This window comes from Streptomyces marispadix (assembly GCF_022524345.1).
Taxonomy (GTDB): domain Bacteria; phylum Actinomycetota; class Actinomycetes; order Streptomycetales; family Streptomycetaceae; genus Streptomyces; species Streptomyces marispadix.
This window is the reverse complement of sequence record NZ_JAKWJU010000002.1, coordinates 5,002,863-5,020,919: the sequence shown is the minus strand read 5'-3', so window position 1 is coordinate 5,020,919 and position 18,057 is coordinate 5,002,863. Positions and strand designations below refer to the sequence as shown.

The following is an 18,057-nucleotide window of genomic DNA, read 5'->3' as shown; positions in this document are numbered from 1 at the left end:
GGAAGTTCCCTGAACCCTCGGTCACTCTTCGTCGTCGCCGAAGTCGGGACGGACGCCGCGCGCCGCCATGACCTCGTCGTTGGAGGTGCCGGCGGCCACCATCGGCCAGACCATCGCGTCCTCGTGGACGATGAAGTCGACGACGACGGGGCGGTCGTTGACGGCGTTGGCCTTCTCGATCACCGAGTCCAGCTCTTCCGGGTCCTCGCAGCGGATGCCGACGCAGCCCATCGCCTCGGCCAGCTTCACGAAGTCGGGGCAGCGGGTGCCCTTGTTGGGCTGCTGGACATCCTCGTCGCCGGGGCCCGTATGCAGCTTGGTGTTGGAGTAGCGCTGGTTGTAGAAGAGCGTCTGCCACTGGCGGACCATGCCCAGCGCGCCGTTGTTGATGATCGCGACCTTGATGGGCACGCCGTTGAGCGCGGCGGTGGCCAGCTCCTGGTTGGTCATCTGGAAGCAGCCGTCGCCGTCGATGGCCCACACGGTGCTCTGCGGCCGGCCGACCTTGGCGCCGAGCGCGGCGGGAACGGCGTAGCCCATGGTGCCCAGGCCGCCGGAGTTGAGCCAGGTCGCGGGGCGCTCGTAGTCGATGTAATGCGCGGCCCACATCTGGTGCTGGCCGACGCCAGCGGCGTAGACGGTGTCCTCCGGGGCCAGTTCGCCGATGCGCTGGATGACCTGCTGCGGGGAGAGGCTGCCGTCGTCGGGCATGTCGTAGCCCAGCGGGTACGTCTCGCGCCAGCGGTCGAGCTGCTTCCACCAGTCCACGTATCCGGTCGCGGCCGGTGAACCCTCGGGCGCCTCGCCCAGCTCGGCCTGCACGGCCACCACGAGATCGGCGATGACCTCGCGGGCGTCGCCCACGATCGGCACGTCCGCGGCGCGGTTCTTGCCGATCTCGGCGGGGTCGATGTCGGCGTGCACGATCTTCGCCATCGGGGCGAACGAGTCGAGCTTGCCGGTCACGCGGTCGTCGAAGCGTGCGCCGAGCGCGACGATCAGATCGGCCTTCTGAAGCGACGTGACGGCCGCGACACTGCCGTGCATGCCCGGCATGCCCAGGTGCTGCCGGTGGCTGTCGGGGAAGGAGCCGATGGCCATCAGCGTCGTCGTCACCGGGGCGTTGGTCAGCTCGGCGAGGATCTTCAGCTCCGCGGTGGCCTTGGCCTTGAGGACCCCGCCGCCGACGTAGAGCACGGGCCGCCTGGCCTCGGCGATCAGCTTGGCCGCCTCGCGGATCTGCTTGGCGTGCGGCTTGGTCACCGGCCGGTAGCCGGGCAGGTCGCAGACGGGCGGCCACTCGAAGGTCGTACGGCCCTGGAGGGCGTCCTTGGCGATGTCGACCACGACGGGCCCGGGACGGCCGGTCGAGGCGATGTGGAACGCCTCGGCGATGGTGCGCGGGATCTCGTCCGGGTTCGTGACCAGGAAGTTGTGCTTGGTCACCGGCATCGAGATGCCGCAGATGTCGGCCTCCTGGAACGCGTCCGTCCCGATCGCCCCGGAGGCGACCTGGCCGGTGATCGCCACCAGCGGCACGGAGTCCATGTGCGCGTCGGCGATCGGGGTGACCAGGTTGGTCGCGCCGGGGCCCGAGGTGGCCATGCAGACACCGACCTTGCCCGTGGCCTGCGCGTACCCGGTGGCCGCGTGGCCCGCGCCCTGCTCGTGCCGCACCAGCACGTGACGCACGCGTGCGGAGTCCATCATCGGGTCGTACGCCGGAAGGATCGCCCCGCCCGGAATGCCGAATACGGTGTCGGCGCCGACCTCTTCGAGAGAACGGATGAGGGACTGGGCGCCCGTCATCTCGGCCGGTGCGGGCTTCGGCTGTCCGACGGTACGGGCCCGCGGCTGGGGTTTGGGAGCCGCGGAGGACTGCTCGGTCATCGGTGATCTCTTCTCGGAGAGTGAGGATTGACGCTCGTGTCGATGCGGTCGGTGTGCTGAGTGGCTGCTGCACCTGCCGCCGCGGGGCTTCGCCACGGCGCTTGTGCAACAAAAAACCCCCCGTGCCGTGAGGCAGGCGAGGGGAGCGCGTCGCTGTGGTCGCGGGTCCTGACGGGGACCCGGTCAGTCGACGCGCTTACCAAGTACGAGAATTCGGGTGCGCATGGCACAGACCCTCCCCCGTGGGCACTTTCCGTGTCAAGTGGGTGGGACGCCCGTCTCAGCATGCGAGCAGGGGGGCGACGGCCGTGTGACGGGGTCCACAGGCTCCCGTGAGTCCCCGGACACGAGCCAGGGCTGCATGCTCTCGCGCCGCTCCTGCAACCGTACGGGCAGGGCCCCCGCCACCACGACCGAGCGGCCTCCGCCCCGGCTCCCCTGGGAGTGCCCGGCTCTGCCGCCCGCCGAGCCGCCCGGCGGTCCTCCCGAAGGGCCCGGGACCTGCGGACGCCCGCGCGCGGGCTGACCACACGCGGGCGCGCGTTCGTCGGGCACGGGGAGAACCCCGCGGGAGAGCACGTGCCGTAAGCGGTGTTCGTCCAGGGGGTCGGAGAAGAGCGCACCCTGACCCTGGGTGCATCCCAACTCGCGTAGCAATGCGGCCTGTTCGGGCAGATCGATGCCCTCGGCGACCGACGTGAGACCGAGGTCGGCGCCGATGCGCAGCAGACCCTTGGTGATCTTGCGCAGTCTTCCGGAGTCCACCACGCCTTCGACGAGTACGCGTTCGAGCCTCACGATGTCCACCGGAAGCCTCCGCAGCGCCGACACCGCCAGCGGTCCGCTGCCGAAGCCGTCGAGCGCGATACGGACGCCATGGCTGCGCAGCGCGCTCAGTCGCGCCTCCAGCTCCTCCAGGGCGACGCGGGTGTCCGCGCCCGTGATCTCCAAGATCAGGGAGCCGGGGGGCAGTTGGTGCCGTACCGCCACGGCCTCCACGGTGCCGCCGCCACGTGCGGGCTCCAGGAGTGACGCGGCAGGCAGCCGTACGGAGACGGGCACATGGAAGCCCGCGCTCTGCCGCGCCACGGCCAGCCGTAGGGCCTCCGCGAGCAGCCGGTGGCCGGGCCCGGCCGGTGGGGCCGGGAGGGGCGGCGCCCCGATGTGAGCCCCCGAACCACGGCGACGGGTGTCCCCGCGTGGGCCTCTGCCGTCGACGTCGCCTCTGCCCGGGCTGCCGGCGGGGCCGCTGCCAGGGTCACGGCTTTCGCCAGGCCCGCTGCCTCCGGCCCCGGCAGCGCGTGTGAACTCGGCCGGAGTGAACAGAACGCCCTGCGCCGAGCGCCTTCTCGGATGGGCCGTCACCGCCGTGATCCTGCCCCCTGCCAGCTCCACGACCGGCTGATGGAGCAGCGTGAACTCACTGCCGGGCTGGAACGCGGCCGCCGGGCCCGTGGTGTGCGCCGTACCCGTGTGGGATGCCACCGGTGCGGTACCGGACGCTCTCGCGGTCTCCCGGGCGTCGCCGGTGCCGACGGCGCGGCTTCTCGGTCCGGCCGCGACGGCGTCGCCGCGTTCATGGTCGTCCCGTCCGGCAGGCCGGTCGCCCGGGGCCGCGACGGGAGCCGTTGGTGCGGCTTCACGAGGGAGGGTCGCCGCGCTGCGCTCGGTGCCTTGCGAGGTGCTCCGCGACGTGCTGCGCGAGATCTCCGGCGAAGCGCTCTGCGAGGTGCCCTGCCGGTTCTCGTCCGGGGTTCTCGGGGCGTTCCCGGAGGTGCTCTTCGCATCGGCTGCCCCGGGTGCGCCGACCGTCCCGGCCGTCCCGGCCGGAGTGCCCTCCTGCATGTGCGGCGCGTACAGCTCGACCCGCGCCTTGCCCGCCTGCTTGGCGCGGTACATCGCCAGGTCCGCGTTGCGCATCAGCGAGGTGGGCGAGATGCCGGGCTCGGCGAAGGCGATGCCGATGGACGCCGCGACCCGCACCTCTCTGCCCTCCACCCGGTAGGGCTCGGAGAGCGTCACCCGCAGGCGGTCGGCGATCTCGTGGATGCGCAGCTCCCGTTCGGCGGCGGCATGGGTGCTGGGGTTGCCGTCGCCGAGGATGAGCACCGCGAACTCGTCGCCGCCGAGGCGCGCCGCGGTGTCCCCGGCCCTGACCGACTCCTGGAGTCGCCGGGCGGCGGCCACGAGCAGTTCGTCCCCGCCCTGGTGGCCGATGGTGTCGTTGACGGCCTTGAAGCCGTCGAGGTCGATGAAGAGCACCGCGTGCTCACTGTCCCCGCCGCGCCGTCCGACCAGGGCCTTGCGCACGCGCTCGGTGAACAGCGCCCTGTTGGGCAGGTCGGTGAGCGGGTCGTGCGAGGCGTTGTGCTGCAACTGCGCCTGGAGACGGACCCGTTCGGTGACGTCACGGCTGTTGAAGATGAGGCCGCTGCGGTAGCGGTTGACCGTCGACTCGACGTTCAGCCAGTGGCCGCGGCCGTGCCGGAAGCGGCACTCGATCCGCGTCGAAGGCATCTGCTGCGGCGGCGTCGCGAGGAAGCGGCGCAGCTCGTGCAGCACGCGGGCGAGGTCCTCGGGGTGGATGAGCGCGGCGAGTTCGGAGCCGATGAGGGCGTCGCCGTCCCTGCCGTAGACCCCGGCGGCCGCGGGTGAGACGTAGCGCAGCATGCCCGTCGGAGAGGCGATCATGATGACGTCGCTGGAGCCCTGGACCAGGGAGCGGAAGTGGTTCTCCTTCTGGGCCAGTTCCTGGGTCAGGCTGATGTTGTCCAGCAGCATGATGCCCTGCCGCACGACGAGGGCGAGCACGACCGTGCAGGTGGTGAAGAGCACCACGCGGTCGATCTCGCGACCGGAGACGGCGTTGTAGAGCATGCCCAACGTGCAGACGGCGGCGGCCAGATACGGCGTGAGCGCGGCCAGCGAACCCGCGATCGGACGGCTCGGGGAGTCGTCGCCGTGGAGGACGTCCCGCTCGGGTGCCATGGCGCCGCCCACGCGGCCGTCCACGCCGACCGCGCCGCACCCCCGGCCTGTGGCGCCCTGGGTGTGCCGGTGCGCCTCACGCTCGCCCTTGACCCAGGGCGCGTACGCGAGCAGGAGCGCACCCGCGAACCATCCGGCGTCGAGCAACTGCCCCGAGGTGTAGTGCTCGCGGAGCAGCGGCGAGGTGAACAGCGCGTCGCACAGCACGGTCAGCGCCAGGGCGCCGATCGCGGTGTTGACCGCGGAGCGGTGTGCGGCCGCGCGCCGGAAGTGCAGTGCGAGCACCATGCTCACCAGCACGATGTCCAGCAGAGGGTAGGCCAGCGCCAGCGCCGCACGCGCCACCGAGTCGCCTTCCCAGTACGCGGTGTGGACGAGCGCAAGCGACCAGGAGAGCGTCAGCAGCGAACCGCCGATCAGCCAGGAGTCCAGGCCCAGGCAGACCCAACCGGCTCTCGTCACCGGCCTCTTGGCCAGTACGAGCAGGCCGATGATGGCGGGCGGCGCGAAGAGCAGGAAGCAGAAGTCCGCGGCGCTGGGGCGGGGCACGGGCTGGTGCAGCACCACCTCGTACCAGCCCCAGACGGCGTTGCCTGCGGCGGCCATCAGCGACGAGAGCCCGAACAGCAGCCAGGCGGGGCCCAGTTGGGTACCGCGGTGCATGCGGGCGTAGCGCACGCAGGAGGCCGCGGCGAGCACCCCGGCGGCGCTGAGCCCGAAGTCGCCCATGAACAGCGACAGTTGCCGTGAGCCCCAGCCGAAGGCGGCACCGATCGCATAGCCGCCGCAGAGGACGACGAGCAGGAGTTGCGGCAGCACGCTCACCGGCTGCGCTACCGGCCGCACTTCCGGCCGCGCGCTCGGCTGCCCCATCCCCGGGCCTGCCGTGACCGCTGCGTCCCCGACTCCAGCCTGTGCGACCGCGGATGAGCCGTCCTTCGGGCCCCTGCGCCCGGCGGCGCCGAACTCGCCGTCGTGCACTCGCTCCCGTACGGACGCGGCGCGGGCGGCCGGCACCGGCGACGCCGAGGACGCTGTCGCCGGAGCGGGCACGCCGCCCGCTGCGGAAGTCCTCAACTGGCCGCCGCCCGGCGGCACTTCGGCACAGGTCGGAGAACCGGCCCGCGTCGACGGCGGAGCGAAGGCCGGCGCACCGGCAGGGGTACGCACAAGGCCCTGGCGCGTGGCCGCGCCCCCCGGCATCACCGGGTCCTCCTCTGGGACGGAGGCTTCTCGTACCTCCGGTCCGCGCGGGCGCGGAACAGGCACACGGACATCCCCGCGCTCCGGTCCCGGCCCGGGACCGGCCGACGGCAACATGTCCGTTGTGTACGGCGCTTCATCCACCGGCAGTTCGTCCATTGGCCGCGCATTCGCCCGTCGCCCCCCTCGTATTCGCCTTCGCCCCCCTCTTGGACGATACACCAGAACCGTCACAGAGGGACATAGTTCCGATACAGAACGTGACGACCAGGCACGTTGCGGATACGGCGAGCGCTCGTACGCCTCCGGAGAGTATTTTTCGGTGCTTTGGGGAAGCCTTATGGGCGGCTCCGGGCCTCTCGGGGAGCAACTCCCCCGTGCCCGGGGATCATTGGGCCACGGCCACCGTGTGCTCAAGCGGTTCACCGCGCGCCCAGCGGCCGAGCTGATCGCGCAACAGCCGCTTGGCGCGCGGCAGGAAGGCCGTCGTAGGACCGCCCACGTGCGGGGTGATGAGCACTCCCGGCGCGTGCCACAGGGGGTGCCCGGCCGGCAGCGGCTCGGGATCGGTGACGTCGAGCGCCGCGCGCAGCCGTCCCGAATTCACCTCCGCCAGCAGGGAGTCGGTGTCCACCACTCCCCCGCGCGCCACGTTGACCAGCAGCGCCCCGTCCTTCATCCGCGACAGGAAACCGGCGCCCGCCAGTCCCCGGGTCTCCTCGGACAGGGGCGTGCAGAGGATCACCACGTCGGCGCGGGGCAGCAGCCGCGGCAGGCTGTCGAGTGCGTGCACGGGGCCGCGGGCCGCTTCGCGTGCCGTGCGTGCCACACGGGCCACCTCCGCCACCTCGAAGGGCACCAGCCGCTCCTCCACCGCCGAACCGATCGCCCCGTACCCGACGATGAGCACGGACTTGTCGGCGAGCGCGTCATAGACCCCGGGGCTCCACTCCTCGGCGTCCTGTGCCCGTACGAACGTGGGGAGGCGGCGCAGCGCGGCCAGGGTGAGCGCGAGCGCCAGTTCCGCGGTCGAGGCGTCGTGCACACCGCGGGCGTTGCACAGCACGGTCCCCGGCGGCAGATCCGGCAGGGCACCGGCGACATGGTCTATCCCGGCGGTCAGCGTCTGCACTACGCGCAGCCCGCGCATCTCCGCCAGCGGCCGTACGGCGACGGCCTGGCCCTTCATATACGGGACGACGTAGAACGCGCAGCGGGCCGGGTCGGCCGGGAACTCCTCGTCGCCGTCCCAGAAGTGGTAGGCGGGGCCTTCGGGGAGCCCGTCGATCTGAGCGGGCGGAATGGGCAGCCAGACGTCTGAGGCGTCCGGTGCTCCGGAGTCCTGTGGTGCCGTTGAGGGTGCCATGGTCAGAGGCTAGACGGTGACCGTGGCGCAGGGACGCTCCAAGGCGGCGGGCGGCCGGAGGCCGGCCCTGGAGCGTGCCGTGACGCGGGCGCGGTGCGGTCGTGGTGAGCGCTGCGGGCGGGGTGCCTCGTCCGCCGCCGTCGGGGCCTCGGGTTAGTTTGGGGGCCGTCAGAGGGGAGTCGGGTCCAGTGGAGCGCAGGGCAATCGGCGCGGCAGCGCTGGGAGTTGGTGCGATCGGCCTCGGCTGCATGCCGATGAGCTGGGCGTACTCCATGTCGGAGCAGAGCGGCGAGGAGTCGCTCCGTACGGTCCACGCCGCGCTGGACCGGGGCATGACGCTGCTGGACACCGCGGACATGTACGGGCCGTTCACCAATGAGCTGCTGATCGGCCGAGTACTCAAGGAGCGCCGCCACGACGCCTTCCTCTCCACCAAGTGCGGCCTGCTCGTGGGCGAGCAGCACATCGTCGCCAACGGCCGCCCCGGCTATGTGAAAAGAGCCTGCGACGCGTCGCTGCGGCGGCTTCAGACGGACTTCATCGACCTCTACCAACTCCACCGCGCCGACCCGGAAGTGCCCGTCGAGGAGACCTGGGGCGCCATGTCGGAGCTGGTCACCGAGGGGAAGGTACGCGCGCTCGGCTTCTGCGCGGTCGGGGCGCGTGCCGACCAGCGCGGCCGTGCGGACCAGCGCGGGCGCTCCGCCGGGTCCGGTATCCACGCCGCTACGATCCGGCAGCTCGAAAGGGTGCAGAGCGTCTTCCCGGTGAGCGGCGTACAGGCCGAACTGGCCGTCTGGTCCAGGGAGGCGCTGGATTCGCTGCTGCCGTGGTGCGTCTCGCACGGCGTGGGCTTCATGGCCGCGATGCCGCTGGGCAACGGGTACTTGAGCGGCACCCTCACACCCGGCGGCGGCTTCGAGGAGGAGGACGTACGTGCCCGGCACCCGCGTTTCACCGCCGAGATGATGGCCGCCAACCAGCCCGTGGTGGCCGGTCTCCGCCGCGTCGCGGAGCGGCACGGTGAGGCGACTCCGGCGCAGGTGGCGCTCGCCTGGCTGCTGGCGCAGGGGCAGCAGGTGGTTCCGCTGCCGGGTGCGAAGAAGGAGCGCTGGGCCGTGGAGAACGCCGCCGCCGCGGATCTGCGGCTGACGCCCGCGGACCTCGGGGAGCTGGACGCCCTGCCCGTGGCACAGGGTTCCTGGGAGTAGCCGGCGCAAGGGCTGCCGCGTCCTGGGCCCCTTATGTGTTCGTCCGTCACACCTCGTGTGTTCGTCCGTCACACCGCTGCCGTGCGTCTCAGTACGCGCGTACGTACGGGAAGTTCCGCTGTGCCCGGCGGCGCCGTTACGGATGTGGTGTGCTGAGTCCACCGTTCACGCTGTGCCACAGCACACCGACACCGGGAGGCGCCCACCGTGCGAAGCCGCTATCTGCCGTCCGTACGAGCCGCCGCGGCGGGGCTCGTCGCCCTGGCGCTGCTGACCGCGGGCTGCTCCGACGACTCCGGGGGCCCCTCGGGCGGGAAGAAGTCCGAACCGGCCTCGCCGAGCGGTGAGTCCGCTCCGGAGGGGACGGCCTCGGCAGCGCCCGCGAAGGGCTCCGTGAAGGTGGAACGCACCGTGGCCACACGCCTGAAGTCGCCGTGGGGGCTGGCGCCGCTGCCCGGCGGCGGCCTGCTCGTCTCCCAGCGCGACGACGGCAGGATCGTCCACGTCGACGAGCGAAGCGGCAAGAAGACCGTGGCCGGCACCGTGCCGGGAGTGCAGGCCAGCGGCGAGGGCGGTCTTCTCGGCATCGCCGTACCGCCCGACAACGCGAAGATGGTCTACGCGTATCTGACGACGGCGTCCGACAACCGCATCGTCCGCATGATCTACGACCGCAAGAAGCCCTCCGGCGAACAGCTCGGCGCCCCCGACACCATCCTCAAGGGCATCCCGAAGGGCGAGATCCACAACGGCGGGCGCATCGCCTTCGGCCCGGACAAGATGCTCTACGCCGGTACGGGAGAGTCCGGGGAGGGCGGCCTCGCCCAGGACAAGAAGTCGCTGGGCGGCAAGATCCTCCGCATGACGCCCGAGGGGGAACCGCCCGGCCAGGGCAGCCCCGAGTCCGGCTCCGTCTGGTACACCTACGGCCACCGCAATGTGCAGGGCATCGCCTGGGACTCCGAGAAGCGGCTGTGGGCGAGCGAGTTCGGGCAGAACACCTGGGACGAGCTGAACCTGATCCGCCCCGGCAAGAACTACGGCTGGCCCGAGGCCGAGGGGCGCGGCGGGGAGTCCGGCTTCACCGACCCCGTCGAGCAGTGGCGTACGGCCGACGCCTCCCCCAGCGGCATCGCGATCGTCAAGGGCTCGGTGTGGATGGCGGGCCTGCGCGGTGAACGGCTCTGGCGCATCCCGCTGAAGGGCACCACCAAGGCCGCCGATCCGCAGGCGTTCCTGGAGGGCGAGTACGGGCGCCTGCGCACGGTCGCGGCCGACGGCAGCGGCGGCCTGTGGCTGGTGACGAGCGAGACGGACGGACGGGGAGGTCCGGAAAGCGGCGACGACCGTATCCTGAAGCTGAAGGTGAGCTAGGCCGGGCACGTGGCGTGCACGGCCTACCGCCGAGCGGAGGGCCGATGTTCAATCTGATCGAGGAGCTCTTCTCCCCGGGCCGGCGGCACACCGAGGACGAACGGCGGCGGCTGGAGCACACCCGGGTCGAAGAGGGCAGCAACGATCCGGGGCACGGCCCGGTCGACCTCACCTCCGGGCAAGTGCTGATCCGCCCGCCGGAGCAGCGTGGCCCCGTTCCGTACGAGGACGGACGTACGACCGGAAGCACGGCCGGGCGCGCGAGCGGCGACAACGGCGGGACCGGCGGGACCGATCAGGACGGCGACAGGAGCCGGTGATGGACATTACGGGCGACATCTTCCATCCGGGACTACAGCACGCTCAGCACGAGAAGCAGCGGCTCGACCACACATACGTCGTCGAGGGCGCTGCCGACGGCAGCAACCACCGGGGCTGCGGGCCGGTCGACCTCGGCTCCGGCAAGATCGTCATCGCGCTCCAGGAGCAGCACGCGATCCTTCCGGCTCGGCCGAAGATAGAGGAGGACCCCGACGCGGAGGACGCGGGCGACGGCGGAGACCCGCCCGACCTGCTCTGAGCCGGTCCCCGCACCGGACTGCCCCTGCGCGCACCGGTGAACTGCCCCTGTGCACCTGGCCGTTGGGCTGCGAGGCGCCCGGCGATCCAGCGATCCAGCGTCCGGGTGTTCCGGCGTTCCGGCGTTCCGGCGTTCCGGCGCAGCCTGTAACGCCCTGGCCCCGCTCGTACTCAGCCCGCCGCGGGCCGCCTGTCCGCATCGGTCAGCAGCCGCAGCCGGTAGGCCATCGCCGCCGCCTCGCCCCGCCCGTCCACGCCCAGCTTCGCCAGGATGTTGGAGACGTGCACGCTCGCCGTCTTGGGCGAGATGAAGAGCTGCTCCGCTATCTGTCTGTTGCTGCGCCCGGCCGCCACCAGGTGCAGCACATCGCGCTCGCGCCGGGTCAGCCCGAAGGCGTCCGCGGGCTCCCCCGACCTCGCGGGCGCCGCATGGGACTCCCCCGTCGCGGCCGGCACCGCCTGGGCGACCGGAAGCCGCGCCCGCACCGAGAGCTGCTCGATCTCCGTACGCAGCGGCTGCGCGCCGAGCCGCGCCGCGACCTGATGGGCCGACGCCAGCAGACCGTGCGCGCACTCGCGCGCCTCCCGGCTCTGCGCACCCGCCTCCAGCAGCGCCTCCGCCCAGCGCTGACGCGCCAGCGCAAGATGGTACGGACGCTCCAGCTCCTCGAACGCCCTCGTCACCGCCTCCCAGGCGTCGGGCTCCGAACTCCCTTCCGCCCGGCCGATCTCCGCGGTCACCAGCGCCGAGTACGCCGTCCACACGGGCGCGGGATGCGGCAGCCGCCGTACGGCCGTGCGCAGATCGGCGAGCACTTCGGCTCGGCCTTCCTCGGCGGCGGGCAGGCCCCGCAGGCCCGCCTCGTGCACGGCACCGGCGTGCAGCAGGGGCCAGGCGTAGCGGTGCGTACCGGGTGCGAAGCCCGCCTCGATCGCGGCCCGCAGTTCGGTCCTCACGGTCGTGAAGTCGCCGCGCCCGGCGGCGGCTTCGAGCGCGAAGTGCCGTAGCTGAACGGCCGCGTTCACAGACGTGGCATGGCTGCCCAGCGCCTCGCGGGCCGCCGCCGCGGTGGTCTCCAGCGCCGCCAAGTCGCCGCGGCCGAGCTGGAGATGAGCCCGCATCAAGGCGGCGAAGCCCCTGGTCTCCGCCGAACGTGCGGCGGTCGCGGCCTCCTCGGTGATGCGGGCTGCCTGATCCCACTCGCCCATGGCGTACAGCGACTCGGCCTGATTGCCGAGCGCGAAGCCGCACATGTCGGGACGTCCGTGCGTGGCCGCGCCCTCCGCCGCTCGTACGGCCGCCGCCACCGCTTCGCTGGAGCGGCCCATGGACTCCAGCTCGGTGGCGATGTTGATGTCTGCCCGGCCGACGACTCCGAACGCACCCGCTCGCAGCGCCTGTTCGCGTGCCTGCGTCATCTCGGCGATGCCCGCGTCCAGGTCGCCGGACTCGGCCATGAGGATGCCCAGGGTGATACGGGCCTGAAGCTCGATGGTGGTGGCGCCGACGACACGGGCCAGTTCGACGGCTCTCACGGCGGTGCTCATGGCGTCCGGCCCCGGCCGGTGCATCACGCCCCAGCCGGCGGCGCTGGTCAGCACGTCCGCATGGACGGCCGACGGCGGCAGACCGCGCACCAGCTCCTGGGCGCGGGCGATCTCGTCCCAGCCGTCGCCGCGGCCCAGCGCCTCGACGCTCTTGGAGCGGCTGACCCAGAACCAGGCCGCGCGCAGGGAGTCGGTCTCCTCGTCCAGCAGGTCGAGGGCGCGCCGCGTGAGGGCGAGGGCACGTTCCACGTCGCCTCCCGTGCGTGCGGCGACGACGGCCTCGGCCAGCAGGTCCATGAACGACAGTGATTCCGCGGCCGGTTCGCCGGGGCAGCCGCCGGGGCGCGGATAGACCTCCGCCTCGTCGATCGGCCGCAGCCGTTCGCGTATCTCCGCTGGGACCTCGTGCCACAGCTCGATCGCCCGCTCCAGTAGCTGGTGCTGCTCGGCGAAGGCGTGTCTGCGGCGTGCCTCCACCGCGGCGCCGAGCACGGCGGGCAGCGCCTTCGCCGCGTCCCGGCCGTGGTACCAGTAGTGCGCCAGGCGCGTCGTGCACTGCTCGGAACGTACGAGCGAGGGGTCGGCCTCCAGGGCCTGCGCATAGCGGCGGTTGAGACCCGCGGCCTCGCCGGGCAGCAGATCCTCGCTGACGGCCTCGCGGAGAAGGGCGTGGCGGAAGCGGTAGCCGTCGCCGTCGTCGGTGGGCAGCAGCACGTTCGCACCGACGGCGATCCGCAGCGCGTCCAGCAGTTCGGCCTCGGGCAGTCGGCAGACGGCGGCGAGCAGCGCGTGTTCCACGGCGGAGCCGCCCTGGGCGGCGATCCTCAGCACCTGCTGGACCGGCTCGGGAAGGGCCTCGACGCGCACCAGCAGCAGATCCCGCAGGGAGTCGCTGATGCCGCAGGCCGAGGAGTTGGCGGTCAGCTCCTCGACGAAGAACGGATTGCCCTCGGAGCGTTCGAAGATGACGCGGGCCTGCTCGGGGTCGGGCTCCGGCACGCCCTGGATTCCGGCTATCTGTGCCTGCACCTCCACGCGGCTCAGCCGCGGCAGTTCGACCCGGCGGACGGTGCGCAGCCTGTCCAGCTCGGCCAGGAAGGGCCGCAGCGGATGGCGCCGGTGGATGTCGTCGGAACGGTATGTCGCGAGGAGCAACAGCCGGGAGGTGTGCACCGAGCGGTAGAGATAGCCGAGAAGTTCACGGGTGGAGCGGTCCGCCCAGTGCAGGTCCTCCAGGGCGATCACGACCGTACGGCCCGAGGCCAGCCGCTCCAGGAGCTGTGCGGTGAGCTCGAAGAGCCGGGCGCGGCCGTCCTCCTCGTCGTACGCCTCCGCCAGAGCCGCGGCGGGGCTGCCGGGCGGGGGCGCCAGATCCGGCAGCAGACGCGCCAGCTCCGCCTCCCTGCCGGCCACCGCGGACGACAGCTCCGCCTCGCCCAGGGCGCGGTGCAGACCGCGGAGGGCGGTGGCGAAGGGTGCGAACGGCAGCCCGTCCGCGCCCAGTTCGAGACAGCCGCCGACGGCGGTGACCGCTCCGGCGGTGGCCGCGGCGGACAGGAACTCCTCCAGCAGCCTGGTCTTGCCTACCCCGGCCTCGCCGCCGAGCAGCAGCGCCTGCGGCTCGCCCGCGTCGGCACGGGCGAGCGCTTCGTCGAGCAGCGTCAGCTCGTCGCCGCGGCCGACGAATACGGGGCTGACGGTGGAGTGACTGGACACGTCGTCCAGCATCGCACCAGCCTCGGACATCGCGTCAGCCGCTTTTCGCCACGCCCGCTCCGGCTGCTCCGGTCGCTCTGCCGGGTCCGGTCGTTGCGGTCGTTCTGCCCGCTCCGGCCGGTCCGGCCCGTCGGTGTCCCGCAGCGCGACCACCTCGCCGCGTGCGGGAGTACGGCTCATGCGGTACGGAACCAGTAGCGGCCCGCTCGGCGCCCCGGCCGACGGGGCCCCTCAACGTGCTGGTGGGCGTTCTCCTCGGCCTCGCGTGCCCGGCGTTCGGCCGCGGCCTTCTGCCGCAGCTCGGCGATGCGGAGGAACCCCGCCTCGTGGCCGTAGTACATCTCGCACTCCCCTGGTGTCGATGGATCGGACTGCTTCGTGCCGTATCCACGTTCGTCTCCCAGGGGGGTGGTGCACATCGGGCAACCGCCCCGTCTTCAGACCCAAGGGGGCCTTAGCCGCCGATGGGGAGGTCTTACCCCGGCGGCCCCACGCCGGAGGGACCGCCCGCCGGGTCCTTAGGCGGGCACTTACGCGAGGACTCACGCATGTCCTTACGCATGTCCTTACGCATGTCCCCCCGCATTCCGTCCCGTCCTCGGGTCGTACGCCCGGGCGCTGCGCGCCACGTTCGGAACCGGGCAGTCCGGCATGGCCGAGCCGCCCGTCGCGGGTCCGTGGATGCGGGGCGCGGGCGGCTCGACCGTGTTCGGTTGTACGTGTACGGGCGCGCGTCCGTACGTGCGTGTGCGTATGCGACGTCCCGGGGGCCGTAGAGCCGGGGCCCGTCAGGACGGCTGGCCGGGAACCTTCGGCGGCGCCGCGAAGAGGTCCAGATACATGCCGCCCGCCACGAGCAGCCCGATCGCACCGAGGATCAGCCCGCCCAGCGCGACGGCCTTGACCCAGGTACGCGTCTCGGCACGCTTGGCGACGAGCGCCAGCAGCACACCGCCGACGACGACTGCGAGCAGCGCGAAGATCCCGTTGAGGATCGCGGTGGCGTGCCAGGGGGCTCCGTAGAGCGCGCTGATCTGGTCGGCGCCACCGCCGCCGCCCTGCGGGGCCTGGGCGCTGCTCTCGATCTGGCCGATGAGCTGTTTGCGATCGCGCAGCATCTCGCTGAGCGAGGTGCCGGTGATGGAGCTGAGCCCCAGCCCGGCGCTGACGACGGCCGCGGCACCCGCGCCCAGTCCGCCGCGCACGGGAACGGCGGTGCCGGTCTCGTCATCGGCGAAGCCGCCGTCGGCGTAGCCGTCGTGGTCGTCGTCCGTGAGGGCCTCGGCGCGGGGCTCCTCAGCGGCGGCGGCGACGGCGGAGTCCCTCCCGGCCGTCGCGGTCGTCGTGTCCTTGTCGAGGCCGGTCTCCGGCTTGGTGCCGGCCTCTTCGGTCTTGTCGGTCTTGGTCGTCTCGGTAGCCATGGTGCGTCACCGTAGGGGCCGTTTCTGAGAGTCCGATGAGAGCCCGTCACGGGGCGCGGGCACCGTTCCGCCAAGCCCGGCACCGACGGGGTCCGGCACCGTTCCGGACGCCGTCCCGTGCACCGTTTCCGGCTCCGTACCGGGCACGGGTTCGGGGACGGCCTCCGGCTCGATGCTGACGCGCGGAAGCCATCGCTCCATCCACCGGGGCAGCCACCAGTTGGCGCTGCCCAGCATGTGCATCAGGGCGGGGACGAGCAGCGTGCGCAGCACGAAGGCGTCCAGCGCGACGGCCGCGGCGAGGCCGATGCCGAACATCGCGATGATCCGGTCGCCGCTCAGCACGAACGCACCGAAGACGGCGATCATGATGACCGCGGCGGAGTTGATCACCCGTCCCGTCTCGGCCAGCCCGACCCGCACGGATCTGCGGTTGTCGCCGGTCAGACGCCACTCCTCGTACATGCGGCTGACGAGGAAGACCTGGTAGTCCATCGACAGCCCGAAGAGGACGGACACCATGATCACGGGCAGGAACGGTTCGATCGGCCCGGAGCCCCCCAGCCCCATCAGGCCGCTTCCCCACCCCCATTGGAAGACGGCGACGACCACTCCACAGGCGGCCGCCACCGCCATCACGTTCATCAGCGCGGCCTTCAGCGGGATGCCGATGCTGCGGAAGGCGACCAGCAGCAGCGCACAGCCCAGCGAGACCACGACGCCGACGAAGAGCGGCAGCTTGCCGAGGATCACGGAGGCGAAGTCGTCGTGCGCGGCCGTGACACCGCCGACCTGTACGTCGAGCGAGCTGGAGCCTGTGGCCTCCGGGAGCACGTCCTTGCGGAGGTCCTCGACCAGTTCCGACGTCCGCTCGGACTGCGGTGCGCTGTCCGGTACGACGGTGATGACTCCGGTACCGCCGTTTCCGTTCAGTTCGCTGCCCGAGACATGGGCGACGCCCTCGACGTCCCGCAGCTTCTCGGGAAGCTGCTCGAAGTCGAGCTTGGCCTTGGCGTCGTCGATCTCGCCGACCAGCGTGAGCGGTCCGTTGGTGCCGGGTCCGAATCCGTCGGCGAGCAGGTCGTACGCCTGCCGCGTCGTGGTCGTACGTGGATTGCTGCCCTGGTCGGACGTGCCGAGCTGAAGCCCGGAGACGGGCACCGCCAGCACCACCATCACCAGGGCGGCGATGCCGCCGAGCAGGCGCGGATGGCGTGCCACGAAGGACGACCAGCGGGCGGCGACGGAGGCGCGCGCACGGGCGCCGGGCTTCCGCGCACCGGTGGCCTCGGTACCCGTCGCGTCCGTACCGCGTCCATGCGGCTCTTCTGCGTCCGGGTCCTCCGAGTGCTCGCCCTCCCGGTGCAGTTCGGCGGGCAACTCCGGCCCGTGCTCCGCGAGCCTGCGCCGTTCACGGCCGCTGAGGGCACGCTTGCCGATCACTCCGAGCAGTGCGGGTACGAGCGTCACCGACGACAGCACGGCGAGCACCACGGTGAGCGACGCGGCCACGGCCACCCCGTTGAGGAAGCTGAGCCGCAGCACGAGCATGCCCAGCAGCGCGATGCACACCGTCACCCCGGCGAACACGACGGCACGTCCCGCCGATGCGACAGCACGCTCGGCCGCCGCCTCGACGGACATGCCCTCCTTCAGGCCGCGCCGGTGTCTGGTGACGATGAAGAGCGCGTAGTCGATGCCGACGCCGAGCCCGATGAGCGTGCCCAGCATCGGCGCGAAGTCGGCCACGGTCATCACATGGCTGAGCAGCCCGATGCCGAGGGTCGCCGTGCCGACGCTGACCAGCGCCGTCACCAGCGGAAGCGACATCGCCGCCAGCGAGCCGAAGGCGACCAGCAGCACGACGGCCGCCACGGCGATGCCGACGGCCTCGCTGATGTGGCTGTCCTCCTTCTCGGTCAGCGCGATGCCGGGGCCGCCCGCCTCTACGTCCATGCCCGGCACGTCCTCGCCGGCGCGCTGTGCGGTGTCGACGACGCGCTGTACGTCCTTCTTGTCGAGCTTCTCGACGGACGCGTCGAAGGTCACGGTGGCGTAGGCGGTGCGGCCGTCGCGGCTGATTCGTTCCGACTGCCCGCCGCGGTCGCCCCCGGCGGATGCGGCGTCGCCTGAGGCATTACGTCCGTCCGCACCGCCGGAGTCCGTGCCACCGGCGTCCGAGGCGCGGGCGTCCGAGCCGCCGGTGTCGCCTGCCGCAGCGCCGTAGGGGCTTTGGACCTTGCCGACTCCAGGCAGTTCGGCGATGTCGTCGAGGGTCCGCTCCATGGCCTTCTCGACCTGCGGCGAGCGGACGTCGTCGGTCGAGGCGTCGGTGCCCTTGCCCGTGTGCCACACGATCGTGTCGCTGTCGCCCTTGCGGTCCGGGAAGCTCTCGCTGATCAGCGTGTTCGCACGCCCGGACTCGGTGCCCGGCACGTCGTACTGGTTGGAGAAGGACGCTCCGCTCAGCAGCGAGGAGGTGCCGACGCCCAGCAGCACGGCGCACCAGAGCAGGACCACGGCCAGACGGCGACGCAGGCACCAGCGGGCGAGAGCCGTCATAGATGTCCGACCTTTTCGGGAGGGGGCGGGCGGTATCCCGCAACGGAATCCGCGCGGTGCCGAACGCGCGGGCGGGAGGCAGACGATCCGGAGCACCGTGCACATCGTGATGCGCTTGTGATGTTCCGCTCTGGCAGCGTGACATCGGAGAAAGATCCTTTGCCACCTTTGTGTCTATGACCACAATTGCGCCGCCGCG

The 18,057-nt window shown here is 71.9% G+C and carries 11 protein-coding genes; 4 read left to right on the top strand and 7 right to left on the bottom strand.

Features of this window, described 5'->3' with window-relative positions:
• Positions 1-21: 21 nt before the first annotated feature.
• The 3 genes from MMA15_RS21055 to MMA15_RS21045 form a co-directional block, all read right to left on the bottom strand.
• Positions 22-1,890, bottom strand: a complete 1,869-nt coding sequence (locus MMA15_RS21055) for an acetolactate synthase large subunit (RefSeq protein WP_241061688.1) — start codon at positions 1,888-1,890, stop codon at positions 22-24.
• Between the two features lie 258 nt (positions 1,891-2,148).
• On the bottom strand, positions 2,149-5,751 hold the full coding sequence (locus tag MMA15_RS21050; RefSeq protein WP_241063339.1) for a putative bifunctional diguanylate cyclase/phosphodiesterase: 3,603 nt from the start codon (positions 5,749-5,751) through the stop codon (positions 2,149-2,151).
• 718 nt (positions 5,752-6,469) lie between these two features.
• Entirely contained in the window at positions 6,470-7,447 is a 978-nt protein-coding gene (locus MMA15_RS21045) for a 2-hydroxyacid dehydrogenase (protein ID WP_241061687.1), read from the bottom strand.
• A 188-nt stretch (positions 7,448-7,635) separates the two neighbouring features.
• Here MMA15_RS21045 and MMA15_RS21040 point away from each other — a divergent pair, with 188 nt between their 5' ends.
• From MMA15_RS21040 to MMA15_RS21025, 4 genes are all read left to right on the top strand, one after another.
• A complete protein-coding gene (locus MMA15_RS21040; RefSeq protein WP_241061686.1) occupies positions 7,636-8,658 on the top strand; it encodes an aldo/keto reductase in 1,023 nt (340 codons plus the stop codon).
• A gap of 207 nt (positions 8,659-8,865) precedes the next feature.
• On the top strand, positions 8,866-10,032 hold the full coding sequence (locus MMA15_RS21035; RefSeq protein ID WP_241061685.1) for a PQQ-dependent sugar dehydrogenase: 1,167 nt from the start codon (positions 8,866-8,868) through the stop codon (positions 10,030-10,032).
• A gap of 44 nt (positions 10,033-10,076) precedes the next feature.
• Complete coding sequence (locus MMA15_RS21030) at positions 10,077-10,352, top strand: DUF6191 domain-containing protein (protein WP_241061684.1); 276 nt, start codon at positions 10,077-10,079, stop codon at positions 10,350-10,352.
• The gene (locus MMA15_RS21025; protein ID WP_241061683.1) at positions 10,352-10,612 is read left to right on the top strand and encodes a DUF6191 domain-containing protein; all 261 of its coding nucleotides are present in this window, start codon (positions 10,352-10,354) and stop codon (positions 10,610-10,612) included. Before MMA15_RS21030 ends, MMA15_RS21025 begins: the two co-directional genes overlap by 1 nt.
• Before the next feature lie 170 nt (positions 10,613-10,782).
• Here the strand turns inward: MMA15_RS21025 and MMA15_RS21020 are convergent, their stop codons facing one another.
• The 4 genes from MMA15_RS21020 to MMA15_RS21005 all read right to left on the bottom strand — a co-directional run bounded on the left by MMA15_RS21020 (position 10,783) and on the right by MMA15_RS21005 (position 17,858).
• Entirely contained in the window at positions 10,783-13,887 is a 3,105-nt protein-coding gene (locus MMA15_RS21020) for a helix-turn-helix transcriptional regulator (RefSeq protein ID WP_241061682.1), read from the bottom strand.
• A gap of 164 nt (positions 13,888-14,051) precedes the next feature.
• Positions 14,052-14,294 carry a hypothetical protein gene (locus tag MMA15_RS21015; RefSeq protein WP_241061681.1) on the bottom strand — a complete coding sequence of 81 codons (243 nt, stop codon included), beginning with the start codon at positions 14,292-14,294 and terminating at the stop codon, positions 14,052-14,054.
• A gap of 369 nt (positions 14,295-14,663) precedes the next feature.
• A complete protein-coding gene (locus MMA15_RS21010; RefSeq protein ID WP_241061680.1) occupies positions 14,664-15,296 on the bottom strand; it encodes a GHMP family kinase ATP-binding protein in 633 nt (210 codons plus the stop codon).
• Positions 15,297-15,302: 6 nt separating this feature from the next.
• Positions 15,303-17,858, bottom strand: coding sequence for an MMPL family transporter (locus tag MMA15_RS21005; RefSeq protein ID WP_241061679.1), 2,556 nt, complete (start codon positions 17,856-17,858; stop codon positions 15,303-15,305).
• Positions 17,859-18,057: the final 199 nt, after the last annotated feature.